This window comes from Candidatus Woesearchaeota archaeon, from assembly GCA_016928155.1.
Lineage (GTDB): Archaea > Nanobdellota > Nanobdellia > Woesearchaeales > JAFGLG01 > JAFGLG01.
The window spans coordinates 24,292-43,591 of sequence record JAFGLG010000006.1 but is presented as its reverse complement, the minus strand read 5'-3'; the positions used below and the strand labels follow the sequence as shown (position 1 = coordinate 43,591).

At 43.6% G+C, this 19,300-nt stretch carries 11 protein-coding genes, 1 tRNA gene and 3 pseudogenes; 9 read left to right on the top strand and 6 right to left on the bottom strand.

Translation table 11 applies throughout. The features are described 5' to 3' along the window. Positions 1 to 18: 18 nt before the first annotated feature. Positions 19 to 1,851: a Flp pilus assembly complex ATPase component TadA gene (gene tadA / locus JW968_02985; GenBank protein MBN1385918.1), complete on the bottom strand. Its 1,833-nt coding sequence runs from the start codon at positions 1,849 to 1,851 to the stop codon at positions 19 to 21. A gap of 221 nt (positions 1,852 to 2,072) precedes the next feature. Between tadA and JW968_02980 the strand changes: the two genes are divergently transcribed. Beyond that, complete coding sequence (locus JW968_02980) at positions 2,073 to 2,219, top strand: hypothetical protein (protein MBN1385917.1); 147 nt, start codon at positions 2,073 to 2,075, stop codon at positions 2,217 to 2,219. Between the two features lie 9 nt (positions 2,220 to 2,228). Here the strand turns inward: JW968_02980 and JW968_02975 are convergent, their stop codons facing one another. The 3 genes from JW968_02975 to JW968_02965 form a co-directional block, all read right to left on the bottom strand. Further along, positions 2,229 to 3,326 carry a GTP-binding protein gene (locus JW968_02975; GenBank protein MBN1385916.1) on the bottom strand — a complete coding sequence of 366 codons (1,098 nt, stop codon included), beginning with the start codon at positions 3,324 to 3,326 and terminating at the stop codon, positions 2,229 to 2,231. Between the two features lies 1 nt (position 3,327). Then, the gene (locus tag JW968_02970) at positions 3,328 to 5,259 is read right to left on the bottom strand and encodes a transglutaminase domain-containing protein (GenBank protein MBN1385915.1); all 1,932 of its coding nucleotides are present in this window, start codon (positions 5,257 to 5,259) and stop codon (positions 3,328 to 3,330) included. A gap of 43 nt (positions 5,260 to 5,302) precedes the next feature. Continuing rightward, positions 5,303 to 5,386, bottom strand: a tRNA-Ser gene (locus tag JW968_02965). A gap of 499 nt (positions 5,387 to 5,885) precedes the next feature. Between JW968_02965 and JW968_02960 the strand changes: the two genes are divergently transcribed. From JW968_02960 to radB, 3 genes are all read left to right on the top strand, one after another. Further along, complete coding sequence (locus tag JW968_02960; protein MBN1385914.1) at positions 5,886 to 6,530, top strand: hypothetical protein; 645 nt, start codon at positions 5,886 to 5,888, stop codon at positions 6,528 to 6,530. Further along, entirely contained in the window at positions 6,527 to 7,180 is a 654-nt protein-coding gene (locus JW968_02955) for a ribonuclease HII (GenBank protein ID MBN1385913.1), read from the top strand. The genes JW968_02960 and JW968_02955 overlap by 4 nt, the downstream gene beginning before the upstream one ends. 102 nt (positions 7,181 to 7,282) lie before the next feature. Further along, a complete protein-coding gene (gene radB, locus JW968_02950; GenBank protein MBN1385912.1) occupies positions 7,283 to 7,969 on the top strand; it encodes a DNA repair and recombination protein RadB in 687 nt (228 codons plus the stop codon). Here radB and JW968_02945 read toward each other — a convergent pair. Beyond that, positions 7,963 to 8,355, bottom strand: a complete 393-nt coding sequence (locus JW968_02945) for a hypothetical protein (protein MBN1385911.1) — start codon at positions 8,353 to 8,355, stop codon at positions 7,963 to 7,965. The genes radB and JW968_02945 overlap by 7 nt on opposite strands. 160 nt (positions 8,356 to 8,515) lie before the next feature. Here JW968_02945 and JW968_02940 point away from each other — a divergent pair, with 160 nt between their 5' ends. After that, positions 8,516 to 9,274, top strand: coding sequence for a hypothetical protein (locus tag JW968_02940; GenBank protein ID MBN1385910.1), 759 nt, complete (start codon positions 8,516 to 8,518; stop codon positions 9,272 to 9,274). Between the two features lie 198 nt (positions 9,275 to 9,472). Then, positions 9,473 to 12,493, top strand: a complete 3,021-nt coding sequence (locus tag JW968_02935; GenBank protein MBN1385909.1) for a hypothetical protein — start codon at positions 9,473 to 9,475, stop codon at positions 12,491 to 12,493. A gap of 285 nt (positions 12,494 to 12,778) precedes the next feature. On the opposite strand, the gene JW968_02930 is transcribed toward JW968_02935, so the two are convergent. Next, on the bottom strand, positions 12,779 to 13,729 hold the full coding sequence (locus tag JW968_02930; protein ID MBN1385908.1) for a phosphate uptake regulator PhoU: 951 nt from the start codon (positions 13,727 to 13,729) through the stop codon (positions 12,779 to 12,781). 138 nt (positions 13,730 to 13,867) lie between these two features. Between JW968_02930 and JW968_02925 the strand changes: the two are divergent. From JW968_02925 to JW968_02915, 3 pseudogenes are all read left to right on the top strand, one after another. Beyond that, positions 13,868 to 16,390, top strand: a pseudogene (locus JW968_02925) (hypothetical protein). A gap of 411 nt (positions 16,391 to 16,801) precedes the next feature. Beyond that, positions 16,802 to 17,764, top strand: a pseudogene (locus tag JW968_02920) (hypothetical protein). A gap of 222 nt (positions 17,765 to 17,986) precedes the next feature. Further along, positions 17,987 to 19,288, top strand: a pseudogene (locus JW968_02915) (hypothetical protein). Positions 19,289 to 19,300: the final 12 nt, after the last annotated feature.

The following is a 19,300-nucleotide window of genomic DNA, read 5'->3' as shown; positions in this document are numbered from 1 at the left end:
TCATATATACAACTCATATCAAACCAATATCAACCTGATATTGCCATTCTTATGGATAGCCTCTTCGAGCATCTTGCCGATCTTGTTCTTGGCATGGATCTTTATGCGGGCTTTTTTGCCGACATTTGCAGTGAGAAGATAATCATCATCCAGATAGATCTCCACATTCTTCCCAATGAACCTTTCATCAACATAGAAAAGCACAGAATTCTTTGAGACCTGAGGATCAAATGCAACACCCTCACTTGAGCCTTGCTGTGCCCTGCCCGAAAGGGCTTCAACATTGATAGAAAGGCCCAGATCCTTCTCAATCTGCTCAATGTTCTTGCCCTGCCTTCCGATAATCTTCGGGATATCCTTCTCAGGGACCCTGACAGTGCAGCTGTTCTCGCTCGTCACATCAACCTCGCATGCCCCGGAGATATTCTTGAAATACTGTGTTATGCTCTTCTCAGCCATCCTCTTCACAGTGGATTTCTGGCCGCCGCCCTTAACAGGTATGACAACAGTCTCCTCGCCATAAGAATAAAGCTCATATTCAAGCCTGTTGGATTCAAAATCATTGACGACCACAACAGGCCTGGCCAGATCCTGCTCAGTCATGCCGCTCGGCACCTTGACAACCATGGCCAGATTGAAGACCTTCTTCGGCTCCCCATCCTTTATGAAAATGACAGTATCAATGACCTGGGGAATAACACCCAATTCAATCCTGCCGACAAAACGCTGGATAGCATCAATAGGATTTGTGGCATGAAGGACACCGATCATGCCGACGCCGCTGAGCCTCATGTCAGCAAAGAGCTTGAAGTCAGAAGTGTTGCGCATCTCATCAAAAACAGTATAATCCGGCCTGACCAACAAAAGTATATCATGGATTTCTTCAGGCGAGCCATGCGAGATAGCATACTGCGTGATTGTCTCAGGAAGCTGGAGATCCCTCGGGGCCTCAACAGTCTTCACAGTCTTGTTCTGCGATGCATAAAATTCCGCCAATGCCTGCACAAAAGTTGTCTTCCCAGCTCCAGGAGAGCCAGCAATCAAGATCCCTTCAGCCTGCTGTCCTATCCTCTGCATAAGCTTCTCTGAAAGGCGATATTCATCAAGGCTGAGCTTCTTCACAGGCCGCACAGCAGTGATCTCCCAGCCATCAGAGAAAGCAGGCCTTGTGATCACAATACGATAAACACCGAGCTGGACAATAGTCGAGCCGCGGCGCTCTATCTCAATAAATCCATCATCCCTTATGCTGGCCTCTTCGATGATCTCAGAAGCAATCTCCTGAATCTGCTCCCTCTTCAAGGATGATCCTGACAGAGGGACAAAATCCCAGGATCCAGGCCTGCCTTTCTTCGCATAAGGAAAAGTGTTCTCCCTCAGATGGACAGACATCGTCGTCTCATCGAAATATGATTCGAGCTTGATCCTAGTCCTCTTTGTGAAAATCTGGAGAAACCTGACTTTCATGCCTTTAGCCTCTGCAACCTTGGCCTGAACCTTATCTGCAGTGAAAAGAACAGCATCCTCATCGTAAGCAAGATCCCTTATCAAGGAATCAATCTCACCAAGCTTCGCATACCTGATCTCAGATGATCTCGGCTTCTGACCAGAAAATGTGATCCTGTAATTGAACCTAGGCTGAAGCTCCCTGATCCTCTTCAGCTCATTTATGCCAAGGAAGCCTGTCTCCTTAGACTGGTTTGCCTGATTCTCAAGCTCAGCCAGCACAGCCTCATGAACAAGAATCTCCTTAACCTCAATCTCACCATTTTCAATCTTCCTCGACAGAATCCCTTCTATTATCACTGAAGTATCAGGAACAACCTTCTCAAAGATCTCTTTTTTTGACATGCCAGACCATTCTCACTTTATTTTCAATATGATAATAATCACTCCTGAATCGCATATCCTTGCTAAGTTAATAAAGCTTTTCATTGGATCCCACAAAAAATTTCCTGCGAAACAAAAAATCAGGAATGATAAAATTTATATAACAAACTTCGCTAAGCTGTTAAGTTGTGTGTAGGAGGTTTCCGGCGGGTTACTTACTACATCTAAAAGAGGCTGATGCGATGAAAGCTAACCAGTGGGTTGTCCAACAGAACGAAGAAAAAAACATTGACACAAAGATCAGGCAACTCATGCTGAAGTCAAGCATCACATACCACGAAGCAAAAGACCTTGTGCTGAAAGGACAGAAAGGCCTGATGGATTTCTAGGAAAAATATTCAATTAAGATGAAGCTCCAGGATGTCTTCATCTTCCAACTGATGAGACTTCTTCATTATCTTCTGGGCGTCAAACTTCACTGACCTGCCCCAAACCCTCGCAAACTTGAACTTACTGACAAACTCCCTATGGAGCTTGTTGCAGACATCCTCTATAGTGCACCCTCTCCACATTATGAGCGGGACCTTAGTGTCAGCTTCCTTGCCGGGCTCCTTCATATAGACCCTTATGAGCTCCATCCTCTCGAAAATCCTATCCTTCAGCTCGTCGATGTTTATCTTCTCCTTGCCTGAAACGAACACAGCGTCAGGATAAGACCTCCTCAATCCATCAACCTGCTGCCTTGTGGCCTCATCAATCTTGTTGACGACAATCAGTGAATAGATATAAGCCTTGTTAGCCTCGACAGCATCAATGAAACGATCAATGTCAACATCCTCCCTGATAAGCACATCAGCATTCATTATCTTGAATTCCTTGAGGATGCCCTGGATGTTCTCATTCGTTATCTTGGTCAGCTTCACAGTGGAGCCTATCCTAAGACCGCCCCTGCTCGTCTTGGTTATCTTCACCTGAGGTGGCTTCTGGTTCACCCTTATCCCAAAATTGAAGATCTCATCATACAGCACCCTGTAATGATTCGTCTGATGGACATCAAGGAGGAAAATTATCAGATTGCTTGCCCGGACAACGGCAAGTATCTCCTTGCCCCTGCCTTTGCCTGCAGCAGCACCCCTTATTATCCCCGGGAGATCAAGAATCTGGATCTTGGCACCCCGATATTCCAGGAGACCAGGCACAACATCCAGAGTCGTGAATTCATAAGCCCCAATCTTTGACTCCTGATTTGTCAAGGCATTCAGCAGAGTTGATTTTCCGACACTGGGGAATCCTACCAGGACAACAGTGCCGTCGCCGGTGCGCTTAACATCATAGCCAAAAGTCTTTCCCTTGCCACGCTTCTTGGTATCCTGCTCCTCCTTGAGCTTGGCAATCTTGGCCCTGACAAGGCCATAATGATGCTGAGTCCTCTTATTGTACTTCATCTTGGAGAGCTCATCTTCAAGATCCTTTATCTTCTGTTCACGGCCTGCCATATTAGTCAAAAATATTCCTTATCCTTATCATAAATCTCTGAAAAAATGTAAGATCATCGAGTGATATATAATCCTTTTCAATGAACTCAGCCCACTCATCACCATCCTGATAGGCGATCCTCAGCCTTATCTCGTTCTCCCCCTCTGCGAGATGCTTTGAGCCAATCCTATATACATACCTCACCGGATCCTGGAGCTCTTCGATATCAACTGTCTTGCCGTACCTGCCTGCTTCAAGTGTAACAGAAAGGTACTTCGGCACTGAAACCGAGGTCTTCCTTATGACAACATCCACATCAAACAGGCCACCATATGCAACAGAGTCAGGCGCTGTTATCCCCACATCAAAGCCCACCCTGTCAAAGACCTTCACCTTCTGCGTGAAAGCCTTTGAAAAATAATCATCCCTGATGCTGACCAGCATCGCGTTCTCACCAGGCCTGTCAAACCGGACGCTGAAGACCAACGGCCTCTCCTGACTGATGCTCAGATCAAAGACCTCACACTGGTCCTGATAGCAGGCATCCACATCCTCAAGGATCTGATTGCCCGTGTTCTTGATCATGCAACCTATATCAGATGATACATTAACGAGCAGTCTCTTTTCTGCAGTGCAATACAAAGAGACCTCTTTCCGGTAATTCTTGCTCTCAGTATCCTGCAGAGATGATCTTATATCCTCAATATCCTCCAAGGAAAAGACAGGACGGTCATACCTCAAGGCGAAAGATGACCTGGATTCCAGACCATACTGGGTGTATACAGTCACAGGAACAGTGTACTCATATCCCTTATTGAGATCCTCATCTGTCTTCAGGATGAAGAAGATCCTCTTTCTCTCATCCGGCCCAAGGCTGACTCTCATCTTCGTATCGAGGGCAGTGAGGATTTCAGCGCCAGAAACATACAGGGTCTCTGTTATGTAATAATCAGCAAGATTCTCAACTTCAGCAACTATCAGCTGGTACGAGCCGAAACCGACAGCGTCCTCATGCGGGTAAACATTGATGCTGATCCTGTCAGGCTGGTCGCCATCATGAGACCTCAGCCTCACATCGAAATCCACTGCCTTAGGAATGATGTCCACATTATGGCCTCTCCACTCATATTTGGACGAAGGCTCACCAGAATCCAGTGATTGCTTCAGGATGATATGGGCCGGGTCAACAAACCCGAACTGGTCATATGTTATGTCATAAGGTATCCATCCGACTCCGGGGAAATAGACCTCTGCCCAGCCATGCGGGCCCCATTCAGCATCAAACTGGGGTGAGTTAGTGTAGGCGATGCCTGAGACGAACCGGGCCGGGATCCCCACAGACCTAAGCAGGGAGATGAACAAAGATGTTATCTCATCGCAGACACCATAACGGTTCTCAAGCACCCAGCTCGACTTCATGGATGCATCAGCAGCCAAGGTGCTCAGGTCATATCCAACATTTGCCTCAACCCACCCGCCTATCTTGGCCACTGCAAAAAACAGGTCATCCTCGCCTTCGATGATCCTTGAAGCAAGCAGAGCCATCTCATAATTCAGATCAATCGTCTCAGAAGGCTGAAGGAATGGCCTGACATCATCCGGCAAACTGCCGATAGGAAAATCTACCTTATCAGTGACTTCAAGCCTGGCTTCAGAAAGCTCGATATCAGCTGTCAGTTCATACCTGACCCTGTCTGTCTGCACATCATGCCAGGAAAAAAGAGCACCATCACTGATCTCAGCCTTCGGCCTCGTGTCAAGATTGCTCACACTCTGCTGAAAGCTGTCTTCCGGCACCATGGTGAGCTTTGCATTGATGTAATCCAGCCTGTATGAATCTGAAAGAGGGACCACTTCAAGCTCTTCAGACATGCTGAAACCGACACTGACTTTTTGGCTGTCAAGATGCCAGACATCAGAAGCAGATATTGCAGAGACTAAGAAAAGGAACACCAAAAAATACAAACCTCTTTTTTTCATCTTCATGGTAAAAAAAAGCCGAGGGTGGGATTTGAACCCACATATCCCGAAGGAAACTGACTTAGCAGGCCAGCGCACTACCAGATTATGCGACCTCGGCATTTAAAAGGCAGTGAAAGATGGTGTTTTTAAAAGTTTCTTAATATTGAGAGATAATATTTATAAAGAGGGTGGAGTTTCAAGCTCACAATAGCGGGGTAGGGCAGAATTTAAGGGCTCTATACCCTTAAATGTCCAACCAGGAGTGCCCGTTGAGGCCCCTAATTGGCCGCGGAAGGCTCATATGGCACTAGTTGCCTTGGAGACCCAAAGGTCGGTGGAAGCATTCTGAGAAATCAGATGCTGCCGAATTCAAATCCACCCCCCGCTATTTTTTCATTTTTCTTGGAAGATTTTCCTTATTTCTGAAAGTTTACACAGGACACTAGCCATATTGGCATAAAATACTAAAAAACTGATTCTTATTAGAAAAGAGGACATGCAAAACTGCCAAATTAAGATTTTTGGTCTTCAACACAAAATCTTTTACGCAGTTTCGCTTAATGTCCTCTTTTCAGAACTCCAAAGTTTTGGATAATAAAAACTTTGGGGGTGATAGGATGAAAATAACCAAAGAATTAGCTGAATTGGTCGGGATAATCTTAGGAGATGGCTCAATAAATATCTATCTCTCAAATAAATATTCTACTTATTACCGACTTAAGATTTCATTTCATAGTGATGATAGAGAGTATATCTCTTATGTTTCCTATCTTTTATACAATGTTTTGGGCACTAAATCAATTCTCAAGAAAAGAAAAGATGAGAATACAGCTGATTTGTATATCTTCAAGAAAGAAATTATTATGCATTTGCTTAATTTAGGATTGAAATCTTCTCCAAAATGGAATCGTGGGATAATCCCACCATACTTACTAAATAAAGAATTTGGTAAATATGTGTTAAGAGGATATTTTGATACAGATGGAAGTGTTGTACTCACGAATAACAATGGAACACTTTATCCACGTTTAGAGATGAAGATATCCCCTTCCCCTATGTTGAAACAATTTGAATATTTGTTAAATCTATACAATTTCAGATTTAAATCATACCAAATTGGAAAAGGCAAGGTCAGAATTCAGATAAATGGTCGAAAAGAGTTGATTAAATGGTGTGATTTTATCGGATTTTCAAATCCAAAGCACTCAATGAAAGCTCATAAAATTTATAAAAGGGAAAAGGTTGAAAAAACATTAATATGACAACAATCTGCGGTATTGATGAAGCAGGCCGTGGTTCAGTGATAGGTCCGCTTGTAATAGCCGGAGTTCTCATAAATGAGAATGATGAGCAGAAACTGAAAGAGATGGGAGTGAAGGATTCGAAGCTCCTGACTCCGAAACAGCGAGAGGACCTTTTTGATAAAGTCATCTCTGCAGTGAAAGAGTACCGGATCCTCATCATTGAACCAAGCGAGATAGATGAGGCAGTTCTCGGTCCAAAAGAGATGAACCTGAACTGGCTGGAAGCAGACAAATCAGCCGAGATCATCAATTTCTTAAAACCAGACAAGGCGATACTTGACTGCCCAAGCAATAACATCTCTAGTTACAAATCATATGTCCTCAAGAAGGTCAAAGATGTGGAGATAATTGCAGAACACAAAGCAGACATGAATTATCCCTCTGTCGCAGCAGGATCAATACTTGCAAAAGTGACAAGAGACAGGGAGATAGAGAAGATAAAAGCGAAGATCGGTGCTGATTTCGGCAGCGGGTACCCAAGCGATCCATTGACTGCGAAGTTTGTCGAGAAGAACTTCAAGAAATATCCTGAGATATTCAGGAAGAGCTGGGAGACATTCAGGCGAAGCGCTGACAAGAAGAAGCAGAAGAAATTGGGAGACTTCTGAAAGATTTCTGATTTTTTATTGTGAAGAAATATTAATCCTTTAATATGAAATATATTCATGAGGAGAAGAAACTATATAAACAATCTGGCATCCATGCAACTGATGGAAGCCGGCAAGACAAGCTCAGGGACAAAGATAATCGATGATCTTCTCGGCGGGGGATTTGACAGGGATGTAATCACAGTGGTCTATGGGCCGAGCAGTGCAGGAAAGACAAACCTCTGCCTAATTGCGATGGCCGATGTTGTGCGCAGAGGGAAAAAAGCAGTGTTCATAGATACAGAGGGGGTCTCTATTGACCGGGTAAAGCAGATAGCTCCAGATTACCAGAAACTGTTAGAAAATGTGCTATTCCTGAAGCCGACAAACTTCGAGGAGCAGAGAAACGTGTTCGAAAGGCTCGCCAAACTGGTCAGCGAGAAAATAGGCATGATAATAGTAGACTCAGTATCAATGCTATACCGCCTTGAGATTGCAAAAAGCAATGACACCTTCAATGTGAACAGAACACTCGGATACCATCTAAATTTCCTCTCTGAGATAGCACGCAAGAAGAACATACCCATACTTGTGACTAACCAGGTATATTCAGATGTCGACGGAAAGGACCAGGTTAAGCTTGTCGGGGGGGATATATTGAAATATAGTTCTAAATGCCTAATTGAGCTGCAGAAACTGAAGCATGGCAGAAAGGCCATATTGAGAAAGCACAGGAGTCTCCCTGAGAAGGAGACCTATTTTGAGATATATGACAAGGGCATAAGGCCCTTAGATAATATCAGTCAATAATAATCTTCAGACATATCAACGACCCTTGCCAGGATCCAATAATCATCATCAAAGGAATAAATTGCAACCTGCTCCTGAAGCCCATAAGGCTGCTCAATCATGCCCGCCTTCAGACCAAATTCATTGTTCCAATCAGATGCATGGAGGCCTTCAGGGTTCTTGGCTTCAATATCACCCCTGACAAAATATTTTCTTTCACCATCTGCAACAAGAATGAGCTGATCCTCATATAATTCTGTCAGGCCAAGCTCAAGAGCCCTCTCAAACTTCTCATAAAAACTGGCGCAAATAATCTTTGGGTGGCTCTCTGATAGTATAATCTCCTCTAAATGATCATCATCTGCCATCAACAGGCCTGATATATCTGACTGGAAGTCTGGGAGCATCCTGGTGCGTGTTTATAAGAGGTATATTAACCTTGCTTAGTCTAATTTATATTTCTATATTGAATTTAAATAATATTTACTACTTTATAGTAATTAATATCAGAAAAATTTAAATAGTATACCCCCTATCAATACCTTCATCCTTAATAGAGGTGAAACAATGGAACAAACCCGTATTCAAATAACCCCGACTCCCGAGCTAGCAAGATTAGGCGAATCAGTTATGCATTCTACATGCAGTAGAAATTATTTTCCGGAAAGCAGGGAAGCAATACGCAAGGCTTATCTTGCCGAACGAGGAACAGTACTAAATGATTCCCTAAGGGAAAGAGTGGAAGAATTAGAGCACAAAGAATATACTGAGGTAATCGCATTCAATGGTTCATCATTCATGATCCCCCCAAATGGCGGATGTCTCTTCCTTCTAGGATCAGACGATCATTTCTATTCAGATGGCAATATGGGGATGAGACAACTCGATCTTCTCGAATTCAGGATCGGGATGAACCCAGTCATGTCAGGAGCTGATGATCATATCCTGAAAGGATCTTCACTTTGCTTCCTAAAAGATCCTGCCAATGATACATATTCGATGCTTGGGACCTTGTTAAGACTTACGGATTCCGGTTCCAACACAAGACATTTAGATGAATTCGACCAGAATATAGCAGAGGCAATCAGTCAGACAGGATTAGAACATGTGCTGACATTCGGAAGCGGTTCATCATATAAGCATCTATTCGAAAATCCGAAAGGTGGCGCAGCAATATTCTTTCCTGGTCCAGCTCCCTTTAAAGTGGATAATGGGCATGGAAATAAGATAGATATGTCTCTTCCTTATGGAGCATTGGCTTTTGTCGGGATGCCCCAGTCACAGATAAATTCCATAAATGGATCTCTACGCGATTATATCGTTTAAGGCTTTTTTCTTTTTTATGGTTATTATGCCAGGATTTATTCGGAATCTATGTAACTTATATTATCTTCTATATAGAAATTAATAAATACTATATATAAATAATCACTAATAAGTGGTAAATAATCACAAAATATATAAAGGAAAGATGCCCTTGATTCTCCAGTTATTATTACTATTAAGTGACAATATCTGGGCGCAATGGAAGCAACAGCTACAATCGGATCTGGAATCGATTTTGGATCAATAGCCAGACTTCTCTCTTTCAAACGAAACAGACCAGATTATTCCAGATGGACAATCGACCAGATGATCGCATCACCGAAATTCGCAAGGATCAAAGAGATCTATCGCGCGACAAAGAAAAGAAAGGATCTACATACACTTGAAGACACTATCGGCAATTACCAGGAATTCTTCGCAAATGAGATACTCGCATCAATCAATGAGATGCCGATGGATGATCCAAGAATCAAGAGGGTCGTGGCTTACCTGAATGGATTGAGCGGAAGAGAGCTTGCGCGACTGCCAAGATTTGAAGTGCCTCTTGACAGGATGACAGGGAAAGGGCTCAATCAGCGAGGAGCAAACATAATCTCATACATAATTGTACCATTGGGGCATACTGACCCTGAAACCGGCAGAGATTACATGATCGTTCAGTCTTTTGTCAACAAGTATAATGATGAAAAAGAGCATGCACAAGCGCATGCATGTGCGGGATTCTATCACGAAATCCATGGGATGGCGTCAGCAACCGAGGCAGGAGAAAGGTTCCTGTCAAGAACAAAGAGCCTGAAGCCAAGATACAGCTCACAAGGAATCATTTCTGACACATTTCTTCACGAAGAAGATGGATTAAGAGCATCAGGAGGCATGACAGACCAGCAGAAAGTAGACTGGGTCAGAGACAAAGTAAGAATGGATACAGTAATGTCATATGAGATGACCCGGGCTGCATCCGGGGGGCCTGAGGCACTGCAGAGAGATGTCATCTCCCTGATCTATGAGAAGATGATGGGGAGAGCAAATCCAGATGCAGATCCTGAATCAATCTCAAGAATGAGAGCATTCTATGAGCCAACACAGAGACTTGTCGTCCATGGCGACAATAACCCAGCAAATGTGATGCTAGGTCAGGATGACTCTGGCATGATCTACACACAAAGGGATTTCGAGCTGATGGGGACCGGCTCACTTGCCCTGCAGACAATGCAACTGATGTCTAAACTCAATCTTTACGACCATAATGGAAATCCTGTCGAGACAGAGCAGGGAGTGTCAGAGGATCAAATAAAAAATGCCCAACTTGAGGCAATACAAGCAGCTGGGGTAGATTATCCACAATCAGATTTTGATAGGGATTTCGACAGGGCAAAGATATTCGAGCATCTCACCTGGGCAGTAAGATACAGGCATCATGCAGGACTAGAGAAGATAGTGAACGGATATGATGCAAGAGACATCTCAAATTATTATTATACTCTAGCAGTCAAGGAGATAGCAAGGCAGAAGCAGAGAGCAGCAGGAGCAGAGCTAGAGAAACTCATACAGCATGAGGCTGATGTGACAGAATCAATAGGATATGCCCATGCTGAGCTTGATGAAGCCATGATGCAGGATATCCACACAAGGCTCCATCCACAGACAACACTACTGAGTTTCCTGAAGATAAGCGATGAGAAAGAGAAATTAGGCAGGAAGCTCAGAGGATATTCCGGCGGAAAAAGCAAAATGGGCGTTGCAGCAGCATGCCTGTCAGCAGCGCTGTTATTGTCGGCATGCGCTTATTATGGAAACAGCTTGCTGAATAAGGCTCCAGCTGCGTTACCAGCGACAATGCCAGCACCTGCCCGGACAGGCGTGCCAGCAGAAGGAGCACCAGCCCAGGAGAGCATAGACCTTGAGAAGAGGTTGAGATTCTACACAGCAATGAGCATCAAAGAGATCAGGCAAACCCTCAAGTACAATCAACTCTTCCATAAGTATCATGATAATGGTTATTCAGACAGCGACGAGTTCGCTCTCGCAGAATTCTATGATGGAAATGCTCTCCAAAGAGCTGTGGAGGCAACACAACCTGAAAGAAGAAAGAGCTGGGCATCGGTCAGCGGCAACCTGCCCCCTGATATCAGAATACTTGTCGATTATTGGCAGGATGATGAGATACAACACAAATTTGTGTATGGCACACCAGGAGAGGTTCCCATACATACCCAAGAGGCTATCGATGCAGACAACAAGAAATGGGATGAGCAATTCGGGCAAGGAGTGAGGAATAAAGATCTTGAAATGTTATTTGCAGATTTTGATGTGTATCATGGAGTCAAGGATCTATTCCGTGATATAAAACAAGAGGTACTGCAAGATATTGCAGAGGACCTCTTAGTGACCCTGAAGACAAAGTACAGCTATAATATGAGCGGAGTACCAGACCTCTGGATGCTGCCTGCTTCACTCAGGGATTTTTTCTCAAGAAGCGGTATAGATTGGGACAAGCTAGCTGAGGAGATGAAAGGATCAAGCAATTATGAAGAGTGGATGAATTATATCATAAGAGAAGATGGGTGGAAGAGATTCATTGATCAGGAAAGATATCAGGCATTCAAGGAAGGGAGAACAATGCATGATGTGTCAGGTAAGGACTTATGCGCCTTATCTGAACAATATGACAGAGAACATTGGCAAGATGTACTCAAAACAAACTTCCAGCATCTAATGTACTCCCACAGCAATAGCTATAACGGATCCAGATATTCTTACTCATGGAGACTTGAGAATACTGGTGATGCGAGAATTGCAGCTCTAGGCATGATTGATGAGGGATTCTATAAGCAATTCATGGATATGTATAGTGAGGTTACGGGCAATCCAAATCCAGACTATGCAGATGTGTATTCATTCCTGCCCAAATCAGTCAGATTCCTTTTTGAGAATGTAGATTTCAGATGGGAAGACGTAATGGAGAAGAAGGAAAAGGATGACCCAGATTTCTTGGGTCTGCAAAGACTTGGACAAGGTACAGGGCAATGGGAAACTGTTATCAAATCCAACAATTCCAATAACACATATGCAAGATCATATAAGAAGATGGCGAGAGAGTTTACAGAGCAGAATCCAGATATTGTCTCACCTCCAGATTCAAGAAGTGGTTGGAGAGATACACAGCAGATGCATGACCAGCAGTATCAGGTTGCGATGAGACAGAACATGCCAAGATGATATTCAAGGCTGCGGCCTGGTTCGTGCGCCCGAGCCTGGCTGCAGCCATTCTTTTCAATATTTTGCATGTAACTCTGATATATGTGATTTTTTCTGCTACTTCTTTGATTCTTTGCCCTGTTGTTTGCATTGCGGGAAAATTCAAGAGGTCCTGACCAGATCTGCTTTGCAAATCTGGATAAGATAAGATCCTATCTCTTTGATTTTCTATCACAAGATGGGGGCTTGGCAGAGCATGCGGCGGTATAGTACAAATTTCTCTAAAAATCCATCAACAACTACTGTTCAGAGATCCATTATCAATTGAATCCTTGCAGTCTCTCCGAGAAGATCAGCGATCTGCTTGAAGATGAACAAAGCCCGTGCTTCCTGGATGGAACCAAGCCTCTCGATAAGCTTATCAAACTTGGAGTCAGGCAGCTTATGGGTCTTATCAAGTCTTCCTCCCGGGGTCGAAGCAAGATCACGATACATCTTGTCGAACTTAGCAGCATCCTTCTGGCTGAACCTGAAGAAAAGATTGTAATAAGCATCAAGGAGATTCCTCACTTCTTTCATGAAAGCAACTGAGTCCTTAGAGAACTTAATGTTCTTCGTCGTGACAAGCTTGGAGAACTCATTCAGGTAATCACCAACCTCCTCAATATTCGTAAGTATGTTGAAGATGATCGCGTTCTTCTTAGGATCAATGCCCCTCTTGTTTATTATCCTCATGCAGAGCCAAGAGAACTTGTTCACGCTGTGATCAAGAGACCACATGTTCGGAATGTCAGTCTCGCCTTTCTCAATGACATCGATTATATCATCAGCCATCTGCTTGAGCAAGAGGAATATCCTCCTGGCCATAGTATTGAAATCGAACTCCTTGATGCCGGTAAGATCCTTGATGTGCATGTAATTCTTGCCCTGATCAACAATCTCATAGCCAAGAAGCTCAGGCATGGGTCTCCTGTGCAAAAGCTCGAGCATCTTGGGATCAGAGCTCTTGACCTCTAACTCATCAACACCCCTGATGTACATCGCAAGCAAAGAGTAAGTTGCAACAGGATGAAGATCAGAGACATCCAAGACCTGCTTATCAACACCAAAATCATTCTTAGTGCGGATTATGAGCCTTGTATCCTCTTCCTCAATATCAATCTCATCACCTGGCTTCAGGTCATATCTCTTGACCCATTTGGAAGGCAATGAAGTCACAAGCGTTGCAGAACCAAGCTGGATAATTTTTCTTTTCATATGTGATGTTGATGATTTCTAGTATATAAGTCTTTCTAATTTATATATGTATATACAAATATATATAGTATTAGAAAAAGGTATATATAATTTTAGGTGGATTCATTACTGAGTAGTAATAATGCTTGGAGTGAAACAATGATCCCACCTTCCATAAGAGATATACTCAAATCCACAGAATTCTGTGAAAAAGCAACGGTGCAAGGCCTTAGGTTCTTCCATGCAAAATTCGGTTTTGTAAGCACACTAGATGAACTGAGCCCTGTAGGATTGAGCCATGGAACACTTCTTTGTGTCCATAATAAAGATTCGACAAGAATCCTTGTGAGCAAAAAGAATGATGCTGAGATAAAGAAAAGATTCATTGATCTACTGAAGCATCATCCCACTTTCCTCAAGAACCATAAAGAGAAACTGACAGAATGCCTTACAAAGGCACTCAAGGTAGCTCTTGGGGCTTATCATTCTGACCTGAGGAAGAAATCAAACAAGGAACTGTTCTCATTATACAAGAAATTCAGCAAACAGCTAGTAGAGGTGTACAACAATACATACCTCCATTTTGCACTTGATATCGAAGACCTAAAGGAAGAAGCGAAGAAGATACTGGCAAGAAGCGGGGATGAAGACCATCTCGAGACATTGAGCGCTCCGAGTGGAGAAGACCATCTGACAAAATATGAAAAGAGGCTTCTTGAGCTGGTCAAGTACATCAATGAGGCAAAGCTCAGATTTCTATTCGAGAAAAACACAGAAGAGAGGGGGATAAGGAAGCATCCAGTGCTATATGAGAAGATAAGGGAAGTGCTTGAGGACTATGCATGGCTGCCTTATCTCTACACAGGACCTGCATGGAAGATACGCGAAGTGATATCCAATATACAAGAATACCTGAAGAAGGACCCTGAGCATGAACTGAGAGAGATTGAGAGGGAGAAAGCAGAGAATAACGCTGCAAAGTCAAGGATCCATGATGAGCTTGAGCTGAATGCAGAAGAGAAAAGGCTTGTCAAGTCAATATCAGAGATAGAATCCCTCAAGAAGCTGCACAGGGAATATCTGTCAATGTCATACTATTATTCTGAAAAGCTATTCAAGGAGATAGCTGGCAGGACAGGAGCAAGCTTTGATGGACTCACAATGATGCTCGGCGAGGAGGTCAAAGATGCTCTCCTAAAAGGAAAATTGCCCCAAGACCTAGTCAAAAGGTCTGAAAAGAGCGTTCTTGTCTTCTTCAACGGAGAACAAAAAGTGTACACAGATGGGGACTATGATGAGATCAAAGAAATAACTCGATATGAAGGCATACAGCATGATAATAGCAGTCCAGAGGACAAATTCAAGTTCTTCAACATGGATATTGATGTCTCATTCCTCACAGTAGAAATGACAGCGAGAGGGATGCATGATCCAGGTGTCAAGGACATAATCGGGATGGAGGCACCACTGATAGTGATCCATATTCAGGACAGCAGGAACCAGAGATATTACATGAAACAAAGCGAAGTGAAGAGATTCTGCAAGACAAGCGCTGACAACCTCCTGAAGAACCCTGAGCTGGTAAGCTTCCTCAAGAAAGAACTGGAAAGGGCATCAAAAGGATTAGTGGAGTTTGCAGCAAAGCATGTCGACAGAGTTGAAAGCTATGATAACCCTGGGTTGGCTCAGATATTCAAAGAAGCAATCAAGCTGCAGCAGGAATGCGCAAAATATGGAGCAGCACCAGCTTATGCTGACATCCAAGGAGGGGTATCCAAGGAAGTAGACAACATATTCAAGAAAAGAAAACTCCAAAGACCCAGATATGAATATGACATACTGATGAAGCCAGAGACACCAACAGAGAAGGCATATGAAGATATCAGGAAAAGAAAAGATGATGACCAATTACTAAAAGAATACTTCTGGCTTGACCAAGGATATATAGGAACAGGACTCACCCAAGAATTCATCAATGAGATAAGGGGTGTCAAGCCAAAGAAGACAGAAGTTGATGAGCAGGCACTTCTTGGAGAACTTAACTTGAGTACAGAAGAGAAGAGAATCCTTGAGCTCTCCAAAGACCTAGTCCATATGAAAGCCCTCAGAGGAGATGCAAGGCAAGCTATACATGTGCTGCTCAACAGGATTGCAGAGAAGCTGTCCAATGAATGGAAGATCCCGAGAGAAGAGATCGAGGTCCTGTCAGGAGATGAGGTCATCTCTGTACTTGAAGGAAAAAGGGGGGTCCCATCAAGACTCTCTGAAAGGCTTAAGGACTGCATAGTGATATGGGATGGAAAGAAATATGATTTCCTGACAGGAAAAGACGCTAAGGAATGGCTGGAAAGATACTATGAAGAAGACAAAGCAGAAGAAAGCGATGAGGTGAAAGGCCAGCCAGCATATCCAGGGAAAGCCACAGGAAAAGCCAAACTGGTGCTGAAACCAGAGGACATGCACAAGGTGCAGGAAGGAGACATCCTGATTGCAGGAGACACGAGCCCGCAGCTACTTCCAGCGATGAAAAGGGCAGCTGCTTTTGTCACAGATGTCGGCGGGATCACTTCGCATGCAGCAATAGTGGCCCGTGAGATGAGGAAACCATGCATTGTAGGGACTGTAGTCGCAACAAAGACATTCAAGGATGGGGATCTTGTTGAGGTAGATGCAGATCAGGGCATTGTCATCAGGGTGGGCGGCAAAATATTTGTGCTGAATGCACAGAGGCAGATAGACCTGTTCTTCATGAGCTGCGTCCTGAAATGCTATAGAGACCATTATGCACATTTCATAGGAACAAGATTCACGAAACAGGTTGTCCATGGCAAGAAGGATTACATTGCGCAGTACAGGCCAAAAGATGAGACCCTGCAGATAAAAGAACACCTACGCGAGAAAGTGAAAGACGATGAATTCCTTGTCGATAATCTCGAAAGGGTAGAGGAAGCATATACAAAATTCGAGGATTTCATTGAGGATCTCAAGAAGAAAAAGCCCGACAGAAGGAAAATAAAACAAATATTCAAGAAACTGCCTGATGTATATGCTGGATTTCTGGCATCCATAAGCTCTACGATCCTGGCAGCTGAGATGCTAGGAGAAAGGATACAGGCTGAGATAAAACTAGAGAGCTATGATGAGGTATTCACGCCAGATCAACAGCTGATCGTGACAGAAGAGCAGCTGAGCATGTATGATATAATAGAAAAGGTGCGGGAGAAAGGCCTTTCTGATATGACTTTTGCTGACAAATCAATAAAGGGAATGATCAGGAAGCACTTATCCAAATACAACTGGGTCTACTCGTATACAAATGGCAAGATAATGGACAAGAATGATGTCATGCAAAGGATAAAAGATGGAGATCTTTCCAAGATTGAAGAGAACAGGCAGAAGCTGAAAGGGATCCAAATAAGAACAGATGCAAAAGTTGAAGAGATCCTTGATGTGTTGCCTTCGAATCATCAGAAACTGATAAGACTGATCAGGCGATACCTATACTTCAGAATAAAGGGGGAAAGCCTGATGGGGCTTGTGAACCTCTCTTCGCGAGAACTATTCCAGAAGATAAAGAAGCTATACAACATCAAATGGGACATCAAGAACCTATCCTTCTCTGAGATACAAGAGCTGCTGTACGGCAAAAAGTTCGATGCAGAGATTGCAGAAAGGGAGAACGGATATGTCCTGAAATACTGGGATGACAAGATTGAAGTTCTGACAGGCAGCAGTGCAGATGAATTCTTCAGCACACTGAATATAGAGGAAGAGAAGACAGAAGCGGCAGATGAGATAAGAGGGCAGACAGCTGTCAGGGGCAGGGTGCAGGGAAGAGCCAAGAAGATCCTAGACCTTTCTGACCTAGAGAAAGTGCAGAAAGGAGACATCCTTGTTGCGGCAAGCACAACACCTCCAATGGTCATAGCAATGGAGAAATCAGCAGCAATAGTGACAGATGAAGGGGGCATAACCTGCCATGCAGCGATCGTCTCTCGAGAGTTAGGGGTGCCATGCATTGTGGGAACACGAGTTGCCACAAAGGTACTTGAGGACAATGATTTCATAGAAGTCGATGCAGACAATGGGAAGGTCAGGGTAATTGAGAGGGCATCTGACCAGGAGAAATGGAAAGTGATAGCAGAAGATTCTGCACAGATATTCCCTGTCTATCTAGCATTCGAAGGATTGGCCAAATATACTCAAGAAATGATAGGCTTCCAGGCAAAATACAATGGGATGACAGCCAAGAACTCCATATGGAAATACATTGTGAAAATGAGCGAATGGGAAAAGGCAAGCGAGATAACACTAAACAAGCTCAGAGATAAAGAATATTTCAGACTCTCAAGCAAAAAAGTTCTCGACAAAGGCAATGAAGTCCTGGATTTCTGCGACAATCTAGAAAACATAGGACTGGCAGGACTATCCAATGAAGGACTCTTATCCCTATTTGAAGAATACAGAAAAATCATACAAGCCTTCTGGGCATGGGGCTGGACAGGGAACTGGGCAGACTTCGAGAACTTCAAACTGTCAACAAAAATCAGGGATTTCCTATCAAAAAAGGCCGGGAAGATATCTGAGGTATTCACAACCCTGGTGGCATCTCCAAAAGATACATATCTGAAGATGGAAGAAAGAGAGATCTACAAAATTGTGAATTTCATACAAGAGAACAAACTACAAGATTTTGTGCCAGAAAGATACGAAGAAAATGCAGAGCTCAAGAACATGATAATGGAACTGTGGGGCAGGTTCAGATGGATGGGATTCGGCTTCAAAGGTCCGGATACACCTCTTTCTGATTATGTCGATAGGATAGCAAGCCTTGTCAGACAAGACATTGATCCACAGAAAGAACTCCAGAGGATGCAGAAAGAGGAGCAAGAAATATTAGCTGCACAAGACAAGCTGACAAAGCAGCTGAAACTGAGCGAAGAGGAGAAACACTGGCTGGAAGTAGCAAGAATGACGACTTTCCTCAAAGGATACAGGAAAGACATCATGTATATGTCATTTTCAACAATGGAAAAATGGTTTGATGAGCTGGAAAGAAGGATGAGGCTGGAGAAAAAAATTCTGAAAAACATGACATATCATGAGATCAAGGATTTCATACTTGAAAACAAGGTGAATCTGGCTGAAATGCATGATAGGCTGGAGCATTATACAATAACCATCGAGGATAATGGCATAAAAGTCCTTTCAGGGGAAGAATCAAGGAATTTTGAGAAGAATGAAACATATGAAGAGAAACCAGATGAGAACCTAAAAGAGCTACACGGCCAAGTGGCTTGCGTGGGAAAGGCAAAGGGCACAGTGAAGATACTGAAAGAAGCACAGGACATGGCGAAATTCAATGATGGAGATATCCTTGTCAGCCCTGCCACAAATCCAAACCTTGTGCCGGCGATGAAAAGAGCCGGGGCGATCGTGACTGATGAAGGCGGACTGACATGCCACGCAGCAATTGTCTCTCGTGAGCTCGGAGTACCTTGTGTTATCGGGACAAGAGTTGCGACAAAGGCGTTGAAAGATGGAGACTATGTCGAAGTAGATGCAGAAAAAGGCGTAGTTCTGATCAAAGGC

Bases quoted from the DNA above. Each gene is read 5' to 3' on its own strand.
- tadA (MBN1385918.1), bottom strand. From the start codon at position 1,851: ATGTCAAAAAAAGAGATCTTTGAGAAGGTTGTTCCTGATACTTCAGTG.
- JW968_02980 (MBN1385917.1), top strand. From the start codon at position 2,073: ATGAAAGCTAACCAGTGGGTTGTCCAACAGAACGAAGAAAAAAACATT.
- JW968_02975 (MBN1385916.1), bottom strand. From the start codon at position 3,326: ATGGCAGGCCGTGAACAGAAGATAAAGGATCTTGAAGATGAGCTCTCC.
- JW968_02960 (MBN1385914.1), top strand. From the start codon at position 5,886: ATGAAAATAACCAAAGAATTAGCTGAATTGGTCGGGATAATCTTAGGA.
- JW968_02955 (MBN1385913.1), top strand. From the start codon at position 6,527: ATGACAACAATCTGCGGTATTGATGAAGCAGGCCGTGGTTCAGTGATA.
- radB (MBN1385912.1), top strand. From the start codon at position 7,283: ATGGAAGCCGGCAAGACAAGCTCAGGGACAAAGATAATCGATGATCTT.
- JW968_02945 (MBN1385911.1), bottom strand. From the start codon at position 8,355: ATGCTCCCAGACTTCCAGTCAGATATATCAGGCCTGTTGATGGCAGAT.
- JW968_02940 (MBN1385910.1), top strand. From the start codon at position 8,516: ATGGAACAAACCCGTATTCAAATAACCCCGACTCCCGAGCTAGCAAGA.
- JW968_02935 (MBN1385909.1), top strand. From the start codon at position 9,473: ATGGAAGCAACAGCTACAATCGGATCTGGAATCGATTTTGGATCAATA.
- JW968_02930 (MBN1385908.1), bottom strand. From the start codon at position 13,729: ATGAAAAGAAAAATTATCCAGCTTGGTTCTGCAACGCTTGTGACTTCA.